Origin of the sequence: Janthinobacterium sp. SUN211 (assembly GCF_030587315.1) — a bacterium.
Classification (GTDB): domain Bacteria; phylum Pseudomonadota; class Gammaproteobacteria; order Burkholderiales; family Burkholderiaceae_D; genus Janthinobacterium; species Janthinobacterium kumbetense.
In genome coordinates this window covers 143,822-161,099 of record NZ_JAPWIC010000002.1, presented here as the reverse complement: position 1 = coordinate 161,099, position 17,278 = coordinate 143,822, and the positions used below count along the sequence as shown (strand labels likewise).

The 17,278-nt window shown below is 64.4% G+C and carries 14 protein-coding genes and 1 tRNA gene; 3 read left to right on the top strand and 12 right to left on the bottom strand.

Annotated elements, in window-relative coordinates; translation table 11 throughout:
• Nucleotides 1–200: 200 nt before the first annotated feature.
• From O3301_RS06455 to O3301_RS06435, 5 genes are all read right to left on the bottom strand, one after another.
• Nucleotides 201–1,610: an efflux transporter outer membrane subunit gene (locus O3301_RS06455; RefSeq protein ID WP_305055925.1), complete on the bottom strand. Its 1,410-nt coding sequence runs from the start codon at nucleotides 1,608–1,610 to the stop codon at nucleotides 201–203.
• Complete coding sequence (locus O3301_RS06450; RefSeq protein ID WP_305055924.1) at nucleotides 1,607–2,791, bottom strand: HlyD family secretion protein; 1,185 nt, start codon at nucleotides 2,789–2,791, stop codon at nucleotides 1,607–1,609. The genes O3301_RS06455 and O3301_RS06450 overlap by 4 nt, the downstream gene beginning before the upstream one ends.
• Entirely contained in the window at nucleotides 2,778–4,472 is a 1,695-nt protein-coding gene (locus O3301_RS06445; RefSeq protein ID WP_305055923.1) for an MFS transporter, read from the bottom strand. Before O3301_RS06445 ends, O3301_RS06450 begins: the two co-directional genes overlap by 14 nt.
• A gap of 191 nt (nucleotides 4,473–4,663) precedes the next feature.
• Nucleotides 4,664–7,075, bottom strand: a complete 2,412-nt coding sequence (locus O3301_RS06440; protein WP_305055922.1) for a catalase — start codon at nucleotides 7,073–7,075, stop codon at nucleotides 4,664–4,666.
• Between the two features lie 246 nt (nucleotides 7,076–7,321).
• Nucleotides 7,322–7,675 (bottom strand): YqjD family protein, encoded by a 354-nt coding sequence (locus tag O3301_RS06435; RefSeq protein ID WP_077408176.1) that lies wholly within the window; start codon nucleotides 7,673–7,675, stop codon nucleotides 7,322–7,324.
• Nucleotides 7,676–8,051: 376 nt separating this feature from the next.
• On the opposite strand from O3301_RS06435, the gene O3301_RS06430 reads away from it, so the two are divergent.
• Nucleotides 8,052–9,452: a PLP-dependent aminotransferase family protein gene (locus tag O3301_RS06430; RefSeq protein WP_099666708.1), complete on the top strand. Its 1,401-nt coding sequence runs from the start codon at nucleotides 8,052–8,054 to the stop codon at nucleotides 9,450–9,452.
• Here the strand turns inward: O3301_RS06430 and O3301_RS06425 are convergent.
• Together O3301_RS06425 and O3301_RS06420 are read right to left on the bottom strand one after the other, a co-directional pair.
• Complete coding sequence (locus tag O3301_RS06425; RefSeq protein WP_354669656.1) at nucleotides 9,449–9,673, bottom strand: DoxX family protein; 225 nt, start codon at nucleotides 9,671–9,673, stop codon at nucleotides 9,449–9,451. The two genes, O3301_RS06430 and O3301_RS06425, sit on opposite strands and share 4 nt — an antisense overlap.
• A 33-nt stretch (nucleotides 9,674–9,706) precedes the next feature.
• Nucleotides 9,707–10,405, bottom strand: a complete 699-nt coding sequence (locus O3301_RS06420; RefSeq protein WP_289903741.1) for a YoaK family protein — start codon at nucleotides 10,403–10,405, stop codon at nucleotides 9,707–9,709.
• A gap of 187 nt (nucleotides 10,406–10,592) precedes the next feature.
• Here O3301_RS06420 and O3301_RS06415 point away from each other — a divergent pair, with 187 nt between their 5' ends.
• Nucleotides 10,593–10,736, top strand: a complete 144-nt coding sequence (locus O3301_RS06415; RefSeq protein ID WP_305055921.1) for a hypothetical protein — start codon at nucleotides 10,593–10,595, stop codon at nucleotides 10,734–10,736.
• Between the two features lie 21 nt (nucleotides 10,737–10,757).
• Here the strand turns inward: O3301_RS06415 and O3301_RS06410 are convergent, their stop codons facing one another.
• The 4 genes from O3301_RS06410 to pepN all read right to left on the bottom strand — a co-directional run bounded on the left by O3301_RS06410 (nucleotide 10,758) and on the right by pepN (nucleotide 15,317).
• Entirely contained in the window at nucleotides 10,758–11,198 is a 441-nt protein-coding gene (locus tag O3301_RS06410) for a hypothetical protein (protein ID WP_289911338.1), read from the bottom strand.
• A gap of 227 nt (nucleotides 11,199–11,425) precedes the next feature.
• A tRNA-Thr gene (locus O3301_RS06405) sits at nucleotides 11,426–11,501 on the bottom strand.
• A 115-nt stretch (nucleotides 11,502–11,616) separates the two neighbouring features.
• Nucleotides 11,617–12,618, bottom strand: a complete 1,002-nt coding sequence (locus O3301_RS06400) for a class 1 fructose-bisphosphatase (RefSeq protein WP_077408194.1) — start codon at nucleotides 12,616–12,618, stop codon at nucleotides 11,617–11,619.
• Nucleotides 12,619–12,662: 44 nt separating this feature from the next.
• Nucleotides 12,663–15,317 (bottom strand): aminopeptidase N, encoded by a 2,655-nt coding sequence (gene pepN / locus O3301_RS06395; RefSeq protein WP_305055920.1) that lies wholly within the window; start codon nucleotides 15,315–15,317, stop codon nucleotides 12,663–12,665.
• Nucleotides 15,318–15,515: 198 nt separating this feature from the next.
• Between pepN and O3301_RS06390 the strand changes: the two genes are divergently transcribed.
• The gene (locus O3301_RS06390) at nucleotides 15,516–16,145 is read left to right on the top strand and encodes a DUF4136 domain-containing protein (protein WP_305055919.1); all 630 of its coding nucleotides are present in this window, start codon (nucleotides 15,516–15,518) and stop codon (nucleotides 16,143–16,145) included.
• Nucleotides 16,146–16,316: 171 nt separating this feature from the next.
• On the opposite strand, the gene O3301_RS06385 is transcribed toward O3301_RS06390, so the two are convergent.
• Nucleotides 16,317–17,246 (bottom strand): quinone oxidoreductase, encoded by a 930-nt coding sequence (locus tag O3301_RS06385; protein WP_305056381.1) that lies wholly within the window; start codon nucleotides 17,244–17,246, stop codon nucleotides 16,317–16,319.
• Nucleotides 17,247–17,278 lie beyond the last annotated feature (32 nt).

Sequence of the window (17,278 nt, the reverse complement as noted above, 5' to 3'; positions counted from 1 at the left end):
TGAAGTTGTGAAAATACAACAAGAAAGATCGGCGGCGCGCCGTCGCGGACAGGGGAAACGCGGGGAGTTTTGGGAAAGGGCGGCAAGACGTTACCGAAGCGCCTGCATCCAGGCAAAAAAACCGGATGCTGCGACAGGAGGGAGCAGGCGCTTGTCCCGGCAGAGGGATCCATCCCCTGCCGGGACAGCCGGGACAAGCGTTAAGGGCGGGCCGTTGCCGCCCAGCCGCCGCCCATGGCCCGGTACAGGTCGACCGAGGCGACGAGGATGCGCGTCTTCAGTTGCAGCAGCCCCACGTCGGCGCTGTACAGGGTGCGCTGGGCGTCCAGCTCTTCCAGGTACGAGGCATAGCCATTGCGGTAGCGGTTATGCGCGATGCGCAGGGTGTCCGCCGCCGTGGCGCGGCGCGCGTCGTTTTCCACGGCCTGCTGCTGGAGGCGGTAGATGGCGCCCAGGCTGTTCTCCGTTTCGGCGAAGGCGTTGCGCACCACGTTTTCATAGGTGTACGCGAGCTGGTCGCGCTGCGCGCCTGCCGCATCCGTCTGCGCCTGCACGCGCCCGCCGTCGAACAGGGGACCGGCCGCCAGCGCCGTCAGCCGCCACAGGGCCGTGGGCGCATGCAGGAAATCGGTGAGCGTCGTCGCTTGCCCGCCGCCGACGGCCGTCAGCTTGAACGAGGGCAGCAGCTGGTCGCGCGTGGCGGCCAGGCTGGCGTTGGCGGCCGCCAGGTTGTGTTCCGCGCGCGCGATGTCGGGCCGCCGGCGCAGCAATTCGGACGGCAGGCCGGCCGGCACGCCCGGCGCCGCCAGTTCGGCCAGCGGCAAGCCGCGCGCGATGGGGCCGGGATTGCCGCCGACGAGGACGGCCAGCGCGTTTTCCTGTTCAAAGATCTGCCGCTGCAGCTGCGGCACCTGCTCGGCCGCCGCATGATATTCCGATTGCGCCTGCAGCCATTCCAGCCGCGAGCTGTAGCCCACCTCGAACTGCTTGCGCGCCAGCTCGCGCGACTGTTCGCGCAGCTGCAGGGTCGATTGCGTGAGCGCCAGCTGCGCGTCGAGCCCCCGCAGATTCAGGTAACTCGTCGCCACGCTGGCGGCGATCGACAGGGCCGCCGCATCGAGGCTGGCCTGCTCGGCGCGGTAACTCTCGCCCGCAGCATCGCTCAGATTGGCCAGCCGGCCCCACACGTCGATTTCATAGCTGGCCTGCAGTTCGGCCTGGAAGACATTCGTCACATACGGTTTGCCGCTGGACGCCAGGGTGCGCGTGCGCGTGGGCGAGCCGTCGAAGGCCAGGTTGGGCGCGCGGTTCGCGTCGGCCTGCGCCAGGCGCGCGCGGTATTCCTGCACGCGGGCGCGGGCCACGCGCAAGTCGCCGTTGCGCGCCAGCGCCTCGCCCACTAGGTCGCTCAAGACCGGATCGCCGAACGCTTGCCACCACAGCTGCTCCACCTGCGCGCCATCGGAGGCGGCAATGAGCACCGGCGCACCGTCCGCCTGCGCGCGCCAGCCGGACGGCAGCTGCAATGCCGATGGCGGCTGCAAGGGCGCGTTGGCGGCGCAGCCGGCCAGCGCCAGCGCGCCGGCCATCAGCAGGACATGGCGCTTCATGGCTTGGCCTTCTTCGGCGGTGGCGGCGGCGCCGGATTGTCCGCCGAGTCGTTCAACACGGCGGACGTGTCGACGCTGACCACCACCGACATGCCGGGCACGAGCCGGCGCGCATTCGCCTGCCCCGCGTCGATGCGGATGCGCACGGGAATGCGCTGGGCGATCTTGAGGTAATTGCCCGTCGCGTTATCGGCCGGCAGCACGGAAAACTCGGAACCGGTGGCCGGCGAGATGCGCTCCACCTGGCCCGTCAGCACGGCGCCGTCGAGCGCGTCGACGTGGAAGGTGGCGCTCTGCCCCTCCTGCACGCCGTTCATCTGCGTTTCCTTGAAATTGGCGATCACCCACATCTGGCGCGGCACCAGCGCCATCAGCTGCGCACCCGAATTCACGTACGCGCCCTGGCGCACCGTCACCTGGCCCAGCTGGCCGTCGGAAGGGGCCACGATGCGCGTGTTATCGAGGTCGATCTTCGCCGCCTTGACGGCTGCCTGCGCATTCGCCACGGCCGCTTCCAGGGCCTGCTTGTTGACCACCACGGAATGCACGCTTTGCTGGGCGATGTCGAGATTGGCCCGCGCCTGCGCCAGCGCGGCCGCCATCTGCGCCTGCGCGGCGCGCGACTGATCGTGTTCGCGCTGCGACAGGGAACCGTCGGCCACCAATTGTTCCACGCGATTGAGGTCGGCGCTGGCCTTGCGCGCCTGCGCTTCCGCATTGGCCAGCGCCGCCTCGCTGACGGAAATGCCCGCCTGCGCGCTGGCCTTTTGCTGCGCCCAGTTCGACAGCGCCGCCTGCTGCGCCGCCAGCTGGGCCTGCGCCTGCTCGTAGCGCTGCTGGTAGATGCGGTCGTCGATGCGCACCAACAGCTGGCCTTCCTTGACGTCCATGAAATCCTGCACCGTCACTTCCACCACGTAGCCGGACAGCTGCGTGCCGATGATCGTCACCTGCCCCCGCACGGTGGCGTTTTCCGTCGTCACGACGGGGCTGGTGAAGGGCGGCAGCCGCCACGCGTACAGCACGATCAGCACGCCCACCAGGGCCACGGCGGCAAAGGCCAGCGCGGACAGCCACTGGTGGCGCCGGTCCGGCTGCGCCGTGGAAGGGGCGGCGGGTACGGCTGCTGGCGCCGCCGATGCAGGTGCGGGAGGTGGCGGTGGATTGTTATTTTCTGTCATTGCTCGGTTCCGAATTGGTAATGGGGACGATGGCCATGGCCGTCTGCGCATCGCGCACGGGGCCGACCAGGCGACGCGCGCCGGTGGTGATGCGGGTCCAGGATTGGCTGACCAGCATCCAGATCAAGGTGACGATGGCGACGCCGGCGATCATCAAAAAGACATCGTTATAGGCCAGCACATTGGCTTCGCGCGTGGCGATGGCGCCCAGGCGCGCCACGCCCTGGGCGCTGCGCAAGGCAGGATCCGTCAGCACGCCGCCGTAGCTCGCGGCGCCGGACTGCACGCGCGCGGCCACCTGCGGGTCGAGCATGGTGAGGTGCTCGACCAGATAGCTGGAATGGTATTTTTCGCGCGCCGTCTGGATGGTGCCGACGATGGCCGAGCCGAGCAAGCCGCCCAGGTTCTGCGTCATGGTAAACATCACGGAAAAGCTCACCAGGTTGCGCGGCTCGGCGATCACGGCGCCCATGCCGGCCACCATGGTAGGGCCGAGGAAATACGTGCCGCCAAAGGCCAGCAGGAACTGGCTGACATACATGTTGACGGGGCGCGTCTGGCTGGTGGCGTGCGCGTCGATCAGTGCGCCAGCGGCGATCAGCAGCAGCGCAAACATCAGCGAGCGGTTCAGGGTGGCCGGATTGATCGTCAGCGCGCTGACCACCAGGCCCGCCACGCTGCCCAGCAGCACCACGATGAACAGGTTCTGCATCTGGTCCGTGTTCAAGCCCAGCGCCTGCAGGAAGCCCACGGCCCCCGTCGATTCAGACAGCACGATGCGAAACAGCAGCACGGACAAGAACAGCTTGGCGATCTTGCCCGTGGTGAGCCAGCGCGTGTTGAGCAGCGGGCGCGCGCGGTTATGCTCGATGGCCAGCGACGCGGCGATCAGCACGATGGAACACGCCAGACATACGCCCACCCATTCGGATTCCATCCACCACGCCGTGCGCCCCTGCGCCAGCACGGCGCACAGCAGGGCCACGCCGGGCGCGAACAGGATGAAGGTGAGGAAATCGAGCGGCTCGAACGTCTGCACCCTGTCGCCGGGCGGCAGTTTCAGGGCCAGCACGCAGCCCAACGCCAGCAGGGCCAGTCCCAGCTCGAACAGGTACAGGCCATGCCATTCGCCGATCTGCAGCAATTCGGAAGTGAAGATGCGCGCCAGCGGCAGCGCCAATTGGGCAAAACCCAGGCCCAGCACCACACCTTTCAGGCGGTGCCGCGCGGGAAACGCCTGCAAGGTGTAGTACAGGCCCAGCACGCCCAGCGCGCCGCCCACCATGCCATGCGCGGCGCGCACGGCGATCGCCGACGGCAAGGTATTCGCATACAAGTGGGCGAACGTCACGAGCGCATACAGCACCAGGAACGCTTCCGTGAACAGGCGCAGGCCGAACTGCTGGCGGAACTTCACCAGCAGCAGATTCATGGACACGATGGTCATCACGTAGGCGGCCGGCAGCCACTGCATCTGGTAGGCATAGGCAGCCAGCGAACCTTGCAGGTTCAGCAGATTGGCCGTCACCAGGCCGTTGCCCAGTCCCCCCGTCAGGGCGACGATCAGGCCGACGATGAAGTACGCGACACGCTTGGGCGTCGAATGTTCGGGCATCGATGGCGACCCGGGCAAGGTCGGGCGTTCGCCCGGCCCCCAGGTACGAGGTGTGTACTTGTCCATGCGGTAATCGCGATCCGGTTTGCTGAAGCCGTTCCTTGCTGCCGTTATATAAATAGTTGCAAATGAACAGTTCTAGTCAGCAGCATATCACCGCAGGACGTTTTTATTGTTTACATTGTTGCATGGCGTTGCGCCTGCAACGCAGTAGGCAACGGGGCCGGCGGATCCGGCCCCCGTGCCGATACCGCCACTCACACCCGCGGCGGGTCCGTCTCGCGCGCAAACGCCCGGTGCGCGGCCAGCGCCTTCTTGAAGGCCGCCACGGCTTTCACCACGTCGCCGGACGGTGCGACGATGATGGCGGGATCAGGCTTGCCATCGGGCAATATCACCGGCACGCCCGCCTTGTCCAGCAAGTCCTTGCCCGCGCCGACAGCCAGCATGGGCTTGCAGTGGCGGTATTGCAGGCGCAGGAAGTCGAGCGCGTTGGCGTCGCCGCCCAGCTGCTGCACGGCGCCCTGGCCATCCGGCAGCACGACGGCGTCGAACAGCACGGACGGTCCCGTCTCGAGCGAGATTTCCACGTCGAGCGGCGCACCGCCGCTGGTGTCGACTTTCCCCAGGTGGCTGCCCACCAGGCGCGGCACGGCGCCATCGGCCAGCAGCGAGGCATAGATATTGCGCACCTGCGCGCCATCGCTGCCCGGCCCCACCAGGATCGCCACGCGCAGGGTATGGATGCCGGTCTTGCCGGGGCGGAAAAAGAGCGACAGGGCCGGCGACGGCGGATACGTGGGGATCGGCAGCATGGAAGCGCGCGGCATGACGGGCGGCAGCGCCAGGCCCAGGCCATCGGCCAGGCGCTGCGCCAGGGTCTCGTCGACATTGCGCAGCATGGCGACGATGCGCTTGCGGATGGCCACCGTCTGCACCTTGCTCAGTTCAAAGCGGAACGCATGCACGATATGGTCCTGTTCCACCGGCGTCTGGCTGATCCAGAACAGGCGCGCCTGGCCGAAGTGCTCGGCGAACTTCTCGGGCTTGCCGCGCACCTTGTCGCCTTCGGTCGCGGCGGGAAAGCTGTTGAAGCCTTTCGCGCCCGCCTGGAACGGACAGCCGCCCGCCAGGGAATTGGGTTCGTACGCGACCCGGCCCCGGTTGATGGCCTGGCGGTGGATGCCGTCGCGCTGGTTGTTGTGCAACGGCGCCAGCGGCGAGTTGATGGGGATTTCATGGAAATTGGCGCCGCCCAGGCGCGTGATCTGCGTGTCGACGTAGGAGTGGATGCGCCCCTGCAGCAGCGGGTCGTTGCTGAAATCGATGCCGGGCACGATGTGCGCCGTGCAGAACGCCACCTGCTCCGTCTCGGCGAAAAAATTGTCGGGATTGCGGTTCAAGACCATCTTCCCGACGGGGACCAGCGGCACGAGTTCTTCGGGAATCAGCTTGGTGGGGTCTAGCACGTCGAAGGGGAACGCTTCGGCCTGCGCTTCCGTGAAGATCTGGAAGGACAGCTCGTATTCGGGATACGCGCCGCACTCGATGGCTTCCCACAGGTCGCGCCGGTGGAAGTCGGAATCGGCGCCGCTGAGCTTGACGGCTTCGTCCCACACCAGCGAATACGTGCCGGCCATGGGCGACCAGTGGAATTTGCAGAAGACGGACTGGCCCTTCGCATTCACGAGGCGGAAGGTATGCACGCCGAAGCCCTGCATCATGCGGAAACTGCGCGGGATGGCGCGGTCCGACATGGCCCACATCAGCATGTGCGTGATTTCCGGCGACAGCGAGGCGAAGTCCCAGAAGGTGTCGTGCGCGCTGGCCGCCTGCGGCATGCCATTGTGCGGCTCGGGCTTGACGGCGTGGATCAGATCGGGGAACTTCATCGCATCCTGGATGAAGAAGACGGGGATGTTATTGCCGACCAGGTCCCAGTTGCCCTCGTCCGTATAAAACTTCACGGCGAAGCCGCGCACGTCGCGCGCCGTGTCGGTGGAACCGCGTTCGCCGGCCACCGTGGAAAAACGCACGAAGACGGGCGTGCGTTTGCCCGCCTTGGCGAACGGCGCGGCGCGCGTGTGCCTGCTTTGCTCCTTGTAGCATTCGAAATAGCCGTGGGCGGCCGAGCCGCGCGCATGCACGACGCGCTCGGGGATGCGCTCATGGTCGAAGTGCGTGAGCTTTTCGCGCAGGATGAAATCTTCCATCAGGGTGGGGCCGCGCAAGCCCGCCTTCAGCGAATTCTGGTTGTCGCCCACGGGCACGCCCTGGTTGGTCGTCAGCACGCAGCCGCTGTCATCGCTGCGGGCGTGATCCAGCGAATTATTCAACGCATTCTCGCCCAGCGCGGGCTGGCCATCGCCCGTCTTCGGGGAAGGTACCGTTTCGCCCGTGGTGCTGGCCGTGGCCAGCGCTTCGCCGCTTGCCACATGCACGCCTTCGGCCGGCGTGCGCGCCGCCTCGCCATACTGGCCCTCCTCCTTGGGATTGACGGCCATGGCGGCGGACAGTTGCTGGCCGGCGTCCGTCTTTTGCAGCAGCGCGCGGGTCAGGTCATTGTCCGCACCCAGGCTGTTCGGCGCATTGCTGTCGGATGGGCCGGACATGCTGCTCAATACGGAACCAGCACCGTCCGTGGACGGCGTTTTCTTGTTGGTAGCCATTACATCTCCTGTGAGTAGTCTGCCCCGGGAGAACGCTACAACTCCCTCATTCAGCGCACGAACAGGGCAATCAAAACAATGATGGGAATAGGTACACCGATCAACCACAACAAAATGGAGCGCATCTTCACTCTCCTTTACGGCCTGCTACTAGCTACTACCTTGTGCGCGTGGGCGCTGCTTCCTCCGCCATCACGGCGAGGGGAACAGCGCCCACGACAAATACCGGCCAGGAAGGCGTAAAACTTATTTACGCGAACCCAGCAATTTCGACAGGCCATACCCGGCCGCTGCCGCAATCAGCAGGGACACGGCCGGCCGTTCGCGCACGTAATCGCGGCCCGTCTCGCCGGCGCGCTGGCAGGCGGCGCCCAATTGCTTGCCGCGCGCCATCAAGCGTTCGGAAGCCTTGCTGACGCTGTCGCTGACCTGGTCGATGCGGTCGCCCACCTGGTCCACGCCGTCGTGGGCGCGCGTGGCCATCTTGTCGGCCAGGGGCTGGGCCTGACTTGCCACCTTGTCGATCGTGCGGTGCAAGTCCTGGCGGGTATCCTGGGCGGTGCCGTTGATATCGGAGCTGGTTTTTTCAATCGCGTTCATGATGGTTTCCTTTAACAGTGAATAATTTCAACCATGCTCGATGCCGTGACCGAATCATGATTCTCCTCGCTTCTGGGAAAAAGAAGCGGCTAAACGCTGCCGGGCTGAGCCATATCAAACAGTGGATCAGCAGCAAGCTGTTGGCACTACCTTAACCGCGCCTGCCACACGCCACCGTGCGCTGCCACACCTTGAAGGCCAGACTTAAATGCCTGCCAGAAATAACAACCCGTGCCGGCCTGGTGCGGCGGGCGGGGAGTAACGCTGCCTGATGCATGGTCCGCCCCGACGAGAAAGCCGGCCCCATACAAATGCATGGATTTTTATGCAGACTTTACGCATAATGTAGGTACCAAAATACATACATCAAGACAAAATGCCTCCGTCTAAATCCATACAAAAAGATGACCATGCAAGCGCGTGGATCATGCCGTTCGTGCAGCACGGCGGTCCGCGCTACCTGCAGATCGCCGACATGCTCGAGCGCGCGCTGTCCGGCGGCAGCCTGCGCCCGGGCGACCGCTTGCCGCCGCAGCGCAGCCTGGCCGCCCTGTTCCAGGTCGACCTGACGACCGTGACGCGCGCCTACGACGAAGCCAAGCGCCGCAACCTGCTGGAAGGGCACGGCGCGCGCGGCACCTACGTGGCGGCGCCGAAGGTGGAATTGACGCAGATGCTGGACCTGAGCATGAACATCCCGCCGCCGCCCGTGGGCGTGGATTTCGACGACCTGCTGAAACAGGGCGTGGCGCAGGTGCTGATGCGCACGGACAGCGATATGTTGATGAGTTATCACCTGGGCGGCGGCAGCAAGGCCGACCGCGCGGCGGGCGCCGCCTGGCTCGCGCCCATGTTCGGCAACGTCGATGGAGAACACGTCGTCGCCTGCCCCGGCGCGCAGGCGGCGCTGGCGGCGCTGATTTTGACCCTGAGCCGGCCCGGCGACGCCATCTTGACGGAGCCGGCCGTGTATCCGGGCTTGCGCTCGGCGGCGGGGCAGCTGAACCGCAAGGCCGTCGTCGTGGAAACGGATGCGGATGGCATGCTGCCCGAAGCGCTGGAAAAAGCTGGCCGCAAGCACCGCGCGCGCCTCGTGTATCTGAATCCCACCCTGCAAAACCCCACGGCGCACACCATGCCGGCCGCGCGCCGCCTGGCCATCACGCAAGTGGCCCAGCGCTGCGGCATGCACATCATCGAGGATGACCCGTACTGGCTGCTGGCGTCCGATGCGCCGCCGCCCCTGGCGCATTACGCGCCCGCCCACGTATCCTACATCGCCACCCTGTCGAAATGCCTGGCGCCGGGCCTGCGCATGGCCTATACCTTGATCGCCGACACGCAGCTGCGCGAACGCTTCCTGGACGCCCTGCGCTCTTTCAGCCTGATGGCCACGCCCGTGACGACGGCGCTGACGACGCAATGGATACACGACGGCTCCGCGCACGCGCTGCTGGCCGGCATACGCAGCGAAGCCGATGCGCGCCAGGACGTCATCCGCACCATCCTGACGGGCGCCACTCACCCGCGCAGCGATGGCATCCACGTGTGGTTTTCGCTGCCCGGCTACTGGACCTCGCGCGAACTGGCCGCCACCGCCCGTGCCCAGGGCGTGGCCGTCACGGCGTCCGACGCCTTCTACGACAACCGCCCGCCGAACGCCATCCGCATCTCGCTGGGCAGCATCCGCGACCGCGCGCGCCTGGCCAGCGCATTGAAGAAATTGTCGCTGCTGCTGGCGCACAAGCCTGCCGTGCGGCGGGAATTCGTCATTTAACGGCGCAACCGCGCATCCACCGAATACTTGCCCGCGCCGCCGATGGCAATCGTGCCGAAGACGATGATCAGCAACCAGCCGAACTGGCCGTCTGCGATGCTCCAGTCCGGGTGCACGAGCAGCATCGACACGCCCAGCAGGGGCAGGCAGGCCAGGCGCGTCAGCAAACCGGCGGCGACCAGCAGCGGGCAGAGGATTTCCGCGAACAGGGCGCAATACAGGGTGACGGCGCGGCGCGCCGCGCAAGGCCGCGCTCAAGCCGCAGGCACGGCCGGTCGCCCGCTACGCTGCTGCACTACGATCAGGGCCCCCAGCAAAATCAGGGGCACGGCCAGCGCCACGAAACCGAAAGCCAGGTAGGCAAAGGCGGCAGCGATGGCGCCCAGGGCAAAGGCCAGCAGCGGCCAGAAGAACTTCCCGCAGCGCGCATGGGTAGCGCCATCGGCCGCGCCGCGCAGCACGTCGACGGTGTCGATGACGATCTGCGTCACGTTACCCGTCATCATGGAAGTGGGCGCCAGATGCGCCAGCAGCAGCCGGCTGGTGGCGCTGTGCACACCCATGGCGGCCGTGCCCAGCAAACCGGCCGCCATGGCCATGGAACTGACATCCTTGCCGATCGGTTCGGCCAGGCAGCCAAACACCATGAAGCCGGCCAGCAAGGCCCACTGCAGCAGCATCGCCAGGGTCAGTGACGGGCCGGCGCGGCGCTCCACGGCCAGCACCATCAGGCGCGTGACGGCGACGCCGGCGATAAAGGCGGGGAAAGCGAGAAACTTCAACAGGATGGACGCGCGCGATGCATCCGCCAGGGCGGCGCCGATCAGCACGAAGTTACCCGTGACATGGGCCGTAAACAGGCCAAACAGGGCAATGAAACCCAGGGTATCGACATACCCCGCTAAAAATCCCAGGCTGGTGCCGAACAAGCGGCTATGTGGTGGCTGATCCATCGAATGACTCCTGATACCGTGCAATGCACTAAAAAACGAAAAACGCGCCAGGGAAGCGCCCTGGCGCCGATGCCTGCATGGTAAGCCATGTGACCGGCCGCCGCCCCCGTCCTTCGGCCAGTGCGTCCGCTCCACCTGATCTTTTGGCCCGTGTTCAAGCGCCGCCCGCTACACTGGACGAGGTGACTTGCGCGCCGCGCACGCCGGCCTGTTAGCGTACGGCTCCCGTCTGGCCAACGACCGCCACGGCATCGCCGACTTTGCCATCAACAGCCTGGGACGCAATGCAGAAACAAAGGGCGCCACCTTGTCGGGCATGGCGCTGGGATAAGGCACACTTTCTGAGCGGCGCTCAGTCCCAGCAGACTGACAGCACGGCATAGCCCTCCGAAGGCTCAGGAGCGTTGGCGGGCTTGCCGTATGGCCAGCCAGGAATGACGCCGTCGGCTTCCATGCCGGCGATCCAGCCTTCCACCTCGTCCTGGCGTGCGGACGTGAAGATGTGCACGTTTTCCGCCGGCGGGAAGCATTTCGCGTCCACGTCCGCCTGGCCATAATCGCACCAGTCCTGGTGCAAGCCGACCAGCACCTTTTCCACGTCCGGCCTGGCGGCGATCTCGCGGAACATGTCGTACAGCTGCGCAATCGGCGGGCGGCCATAGCCCCACTGGTTCGGCGCGATCGACTCTTCGTCGGCATTGCCCGCAAAGTAAAGATCGAGATCGACCACGGGTGGCGTATCGCCATCGTCCACACCGGGCGAGGTCAGGTACTGGTAGATTTTGTCGGGCATGGGCAAGGTTCCATTGATATGAAAGACAATGCCATATTGTAATCTGCAGACCGCGTATCCAGCCAAAGCACCGCGCCGGGGTTCGAGTGCGCGGCAAGGTGATGGCGACATACGCCGTCCAGATGCTGTGCCCCCTGATCACAGCAGGCTGCATGCCATGCCGCTGAAATCGAGGACAACAAAAAACCCGCTGACTTTTGCAAGTGAGCGGGTTTTCTGATGAAACTTGGTGCCGTTGGCCGGAATCGAACTGGCGACCTTCACATTACGAATGTGCTGCTCTACCAACTGAGCTACAACGGCGAAGACCCACATTCTACAAACAATGCACAAAATTTGCTAGTGTCAACGCGAACTTTTTTGCATTTTTTTAGCGGCCCGGCTGCAGGCCGCTGAAAATCGTGGAAAAGTGCGGCTTTTACTCCGCGTGGTAGGCGGTGACGCGGGCCACTTCGTCTTTCGAGCCGAGGAACACGGGCACGCGCTGGTGCAGCTTGTGCGGGGCGATGTCCATGATGCGCTGCTGGCCATCGGTGGCGGCGCCGCCGGCTTGCTCCACGATGAAAGCCATCGGGTTCGCTTCGTACATCAGGCGCAGCTTGCCGGGCATCGACGTGTCGCGCAGGTCGGCCGGGTACATGAAGATGCCGCCGCGGTTCAGGATGCGGTGCACGTCGGCCACCATCGAGGCGATCCAGCGCATATTGAAATTGGTGCCGCGCGGGCCCGTGTCGCCGGCCAGCAGTTCGTCGACATAGCGTTTCACGGGCGGATGCCAGTGGCGCGCGTTCGACATATTGATGGCGAATTCCTTCGTCGTCGGCGGAATCTGCATATTGCTTTGCGTGAGCACCCACGAACCCATCTCGCGGTCCAGGGTGAAGCAGTTCACGCCATTGCCGAAGGTCAGCACCAGCATGGTTTGCGGACCGTACACGGCGTAGCCGGCCGCCACTTGCTTGCTGCCGGCTTGCATGAAGTCCTGCTCCGTCGGCTCGCCCATGCCTTCCGGTGCCTTCAGCACCGAGAAAATGGTGCCGATCGAGACGTTGACGTCGATGTTCGACGAGCCATCCAATGGGTCGAACAGCAGCATGTATTCGCCCTTCGGATAGCGGTTCGGGATCGGGTGGATCGATTCCATCTCTTCCGACGCCATGGCCGCCAGGTGGCCGCCCCATTCATTCGCTTCCAGCAAAATCTCGTTGGAGATGATGTCGAGCTTTTTCTGCACTTCGCCCTGCACGTTTTCCGTGTCGGCCGTGCCCAGCACCTCACCCAGCGCGCCCTTGCTGACGGCGTGGCTGATGGTTTTACAGGCGCGCGCAACGACTTCGATCAGCAGGCGCAGTTCGGCCGGAATGCTGTTGTTCGAGCGCTGCTCTTCAACCAGGTATTGCGTAAGACTGATGCGTTTCATGAAATCCCTCTGTTTTAATAGCTTTTTGATAAATTTTTACGGTGTTAATTGGCCAATGCCTTGGAAACGACTTCCATCACGTCATTCGACAAGCTGGCCTGGCCGGCGACTTTTTCCAGCGCGTCGCGCATGTGGCTTTGCAGTGCGGGCACGTAACGGCGCCAGCGGTCCATGGAGCGTGCCAGGCGGGCTGCCACTTGCGGGTTCAGGGCGTCGAGCGCGATGACTTGCTCGGCCCAGAAGGCGTAGCCGCTGCCGTCAGCCGCATGGAATTGCGACGGATTGCCGTTCGTGAAATTGAAGATCAGGCTGCGCGCGCGGTTCGGATTTTTCAAGGTGAAGGCCGGATGCGTCATCAGCTGGCGCACGGCTTGCACATCGGTCGATGGCGCGGCAGCCTGCATGGCGAACCACTTGTCGACCACCAGCGCTTCGTTCTCGAAGTCGGCATAGAAACTGGCCAGCGCCGCCTGCGCGTGCGATGGCGAACCCGAATGGATCAGGGCGCCCAGCGCTGCCGCGCGGTCCGTCATGTTGCCGGCACCGTCGAACTGCTGCTGCGCCAGGGCCAGCTCTTGCTCGCCCGGCGCGATCAGCAGATAGGACAGGGCCAGGTTTTTCAGCGCGCGCTTGCCGGCCGACAGGGCGTCGGGACTGTACTCGCCCGGCGTCTGGTTGGCGTGGTATTGCGCCAGCAGTTCAGGTTTCAGGGCCGCCGCGATGGTGCGGCGCATGAACTGGCGCGCCGCGTGGATCGCTTGCGGGTCGACTTGCGCCATGCGCTCGGCGATGATGGTTTCCGACGGCAGGATCAGGGCCAGCTCGCGGAAGGCGGGATCGAGCGTGTCGTCGGCCAGCAAGGCGCGTTGCGCTTCGATGAAGGTGTCGTCCAGCGCCAGGTGCTCGCCGGCGGCGACGGCGCCGGTCAGTTTCAGCAGGCGCTCCATGGCCAGGCGCTGGCCCGCTTCCCAGCGGTTGACCGGGTCGCTGTCGTGGCGGAACAGGTGCAGCAGTTCCTCGTCGGTGTAATCGTATTCCAGCACCACGGGCGCGGAAAAGTCGCGCAGCAGCGACGGCACGGGCAACTCCGTCACATTCGTGAAGCGGAAAGTCTGCGACGCTTGCGTCAGTTCCAGCACGACGCTGGCAGCGCCGTTCGACACGACGCCATCGACGTGCAGCGGCAGGTCGCGACCATCGGCGGCCAGCAAGCCGACGGTGACGGGGATGTGGAAAGGCAGTTTTTTCGGCTGGCCCGGCGTGGCGGGGCAGTTTTGCGCCAGGGTCAGCTCGAACGTCTGGCTGGCCGCATCGTAGCGCGTGGATGCCGTCACGACAGGTGTACCCGCCTGGCTGTACCAGCGCTCGAACTGGCTGAAGTCGCGGCCATTCGCATCGGCCATGGCGGCGCGGAAGTCGTCGCACTGCACGGCCTGGCCATCGTGGCGCTCGAAATACAGGTCCATGCCCTTGCGGAAGCCGTCGCGGCCCACGAGGGTCTGGTACATGCGCACCACTTCGGCACCCTTTTCGTAGATCGTGACCGTATAAAAGTTATTGATCTCGACGAAGGAATCGGGACGCACGGGATGCGCCATCGGGCCCGCGTCTTCGGGGAACTGCGCCTGGCGCAGGGTGCGCACCTGGTCGATGCGCGTGACGGCGCGGCCCGTGTCCGTACCGATCATGTCGGCCGAGAACTCCTGGTCGCGGAACACCGTCAAGCCTTCCTTCAGCGACAGCTGGAACCAGTCGCGGCACGTCACGCGGTTGCCGGTCCAGTTATGGAAGTATTCGTGGCCCACCACCGCTTCGATGCCCGCGTAATCGACGTCCGTCGCCACGCGCGCATTGGCCAGCACATACTTGGTATTGAAGATGTTCAGCCCCTTGTTTTCCATGGCGCCCATGTTGAAATCGCCCACGGCGACGATCATGAAGCGGTCCAGGTCCAGTTCCAGGCCAAAACGCTCCTCGTCCCAGCGGATCGAGTTTTTCAGCGACTGCATGGCGTAGTCGGTTTTATCCAGGTTGCCGTCTTCCACCCACACTTGCAGCAGCACTTCGCGGCCCGACTTCAGGGTATAGCGCTCTTCCTGGCATACCAGGCGCGCCGCCACCAGGGCGAACAGGTAGGACGGCTTCTTGAACGGGTCTTCCCACTTGGCGTAATGACGGCCATCGCCGAGGTCGCCCTCTTCGATCAGGTTGCCGTTCGACAACAGCACCGGATACTTGTCCTTGTCGGCGCGCAGCATGACCGTGTACTTGGCCATCACATCCGGGCGGTCAGGGAAGAAGGTGATGCGGCGGAAGCCTTCCGCCTCGCACTGCGTGAAGAAATTATGGTTCGACACATACAGGCCGGACAGCGAGGTATTCTCCTGCGGCGCCAGCACGGTTTCGATATCGAGCGTCACCTCGTCCGGGGCCTTGGGGATGGTCAGCATGCCGGCCGTCAGCTTGTACTGCGACGGCTTCAATACCTTGCCATTCAGGCGCACCAGCACCAGTTCGATGTGTTCGCCGTGCAATTCGATGCTGCGGCTGGTGCTGGCCGGGTTATGGCGCATTTGAATCCGGCTCGCCACCACTGTGCGGGCGGGATCGAGATCGAAACCAAGTTCGACGCTGTCGACCAGGAAGCTGGGCGGCGTGTAATCTTTGCGGTAAATCGTCTGAGGGCTGTCTGTGCGCATAGGGATTTGGGTGGGAGCGGAGGCAAAAGCCTATTTTACCAACACCAGCCCCCGATAGTCGCGATTCAGGTCAGGAATGTTGGATTCCCTTACACGCAGACATGCCAGGTAACATTCTGTAATAATGAATAGAAACAAATAGAACTATTCTTATAATACTAAGCGAAGAATTGCGTCTACTAATCAGGAGGTCATGCAATGAAACGATATCTCACCATCATGATGGCCGCATTGACCGTGTTGCTCACCGGATGCGCCACCACCATACGCAGCGATGTGACCGTCTTCCATGAGTGGCCTGCGCAATTGCAGGACAAATCATATGCATTTGAAGCGCCGGCGGCCGAAGACGACACGCTGGAATACCGCAGCTACCAGAACCTGGTGCGCGCGGAACTGGCCAAACACGGTTTCGGCGAAGCGTCCGGCCCCGCGGCAGCCAATTTGCGCGTGGCAATGAATTTCTCCACCGTCGACTACCCTGAGCGCGTGCTGCAAGCGTCCGACCCATTCTGGTATGGCCCCGGCTACTGGCCTGGCCGCTACGGCTACCGCTACGGCGCATGGCCAGGCTATGGTCGCTTTGGCTACAACCCCTACTGGTATGGTCCGATGGACGTGGAAGAAACCGTACGCCATAAATACGAACGCGAATTGCGCGTGACGATCAATGACCGCAACGGCAAGAAACTCTACGACGTAACCGTGCAATCGACCAGCAACAAGCGCGCCACGTCGCAAGTAATGCCCGCCATGGTCGCCAGCGCCTTTGCCGACTTCCCCGGCCAGAGCGGCGTGCCCCGTAAAGTGGAAGTCAAGGTAGAGTAATTATCTGGCAACACTAAAAAAACCGGCTTGTGCAGCGATGCGCAAGCCGGTTTTTTTATGTCTACGAATAATACGCTTCGGCGGCAAAGGTCAGCGCGCCAATCAGGGCCACGGCCAATAGCAGCACGATCAGCAGGCGGCCGAACTTTGGCGTGCCATCATTGCCGCCGCTCATGGCACGATGATGGTCGAACCGGTCGTCTTGCGCCCTTCCAGGTCCGTGTGCGCCTGGGCGATATGGGCCAGGCTGTAGCGCTGGTTGATCTCGATCTGCACTTCGCCGCTGCTGACGACGCCGAACAGCGAGGTCGCCATCTCTTCCAGGTTCGCGCGGTTCGAGGCATAGCTGAACAGGGCAGGACGCGTGATGAAGAGCGAACCGCGCGACGCCAGTTCGCTCAAAGTGAAGGCCGGCACGGGACCGGACGCGTTGCCGAAGCTGACCATCATGCCCAGCGGCGCCAGGCAGTCGAGCGAACCCGTGAACGTATCCTTGCCGATGGAATCGTACACCACGGAGACGCCCTTGCCGCCCGTGATCTCGCGCACGCGCTCGACGAAGTTTTCCGTGTTGTAGTTGATGACATGGGCCGCGCCATGCGCCTTGGACAGCGCCGCCTTTTCATCGGAACCGGCCGTGCCGATCAGATTCACGCCCAGCACCTTGGCCCACTGGCAGGCGATCAGGCCCACGCCGCCCGCGGCCGCGTGGAACAGGATGGTATCGCCCGCCTTCAGGGCCACCGTGCGATGAAACAGGTATTGCACCGTCAAGCCTTGCAGCATCATGGCGGCGGCCGTATCGAAGCCTATGCGCTCGGGCAACACCAGCAGCAGGGCCGCCGGCAGGTTGCGCTGCTGCGCATACGCGCCATTGATGCGCGCCGCATACGCCACCCGGTCGCCCACCTTCACTTCCGTGACGCCCTCGCCCACCGCCTCGACGATGCCCGCCCCCTCGACACCGAGGCCATTGGGCAGCGGCTGCGGATACAAGCCCGTGCGGAAATACACATCGATGAAATTGAGGCCGATGGCCTCGTGCTTGACGCGCGCCTCGCCGGGACCCGGCGGCGGCAGTTCCACATCCACATATTCCATCACGTCCGGGCCGCCCACGCGCTGTACGCGGA

Excerpts from the sequence above, each read along its gene's own strand:
- O3301_RS06455 (WP_305055925.1), bottom strand. The coding sequence starts at position 1,610 with ATGAAGCGCCATGTCCTGCTGATGGCCGGCGCGCTGGCGCTGGCCGGC.
- O3301_RS06450 (WP_305055924.1), bottom strand. The coding sequence starts at position 2,791 with ATGACAGAAAATAACAATCCACCGCCACCTCCCGCACCTGCATCGGCG.
- O3301_RS06445 (WP_305055923.1), bottom strand. The coding sequence starts at position 4,472 with ATGGACAAGTACACACCTCGTACCTGGGGGCCGGGCGAACGCCCGACC.
- O3301_RS06440 (WP_305055922.1), bottom strand. The coding sequence starts at position 7,075 with ATGGCTACCAACAAGAAAACGCCGTCCACGGACGGTGCTGGTTCCGTA.
- O3301_RS06435 (WP_077408176.1), bottom strand. The coding sequence starts at position 7,675 with ATGAACGCGATTGAAAAAACCAGCTCCGATATCAACGGCACCGCCCAG.
- O3301_RS06430 (WP_099666708.1), top strand. The coding sequence starts at position 8,052 with ATGCCTCCGTCTAAATCCATACAAAAAGATGACCATGCAAGCGCGTGG.
- O3301_RS06420 (WP_289903741.1), bottom strand. The coding sequence starts at position 10,405 with ATGGATCAGCCACCACATAGCCGCTTGTTCGGCACCAGCCTGGGATTT.
- O3301_RS06410 (WP_289911338.1), bottom strand. The coding sequence starts at position 11,198 with ATGCCCGACAAAATCTACCAGTACCTGACCTCGCCCGGTGTGGACGAT.
- O3301_RS06400 (WP_077408194.1), bottom strand. The coding sequence starts at position 12,618 with ATGAAACGCATCAGTCTTACGCAATACCTGGTTGAAGAGCAGCGCTCG.
- pepN (WP_305055920.1), bottom strand. The coding sequence starts at position 15,317 with ATGCGCACAGACAGCCCTCAGACGATTTACCGCAAAGATTACACGCCG.
- O3301_RS06390 (WP_305055919.1), top strand. The coding sequence starts at position 15,516 with ATGAAACGATATCTCACCATCATGATGGCCGCATTGACCGTGTTGCTC.
- O3301_RS06385 (WP_305056381.1), bottom strand. The coding sequence starts at position 17,246 with ATGGAATATGTGGATGTGGAACTGCCGCCGCCGGGTCCCGGCGAGGCG.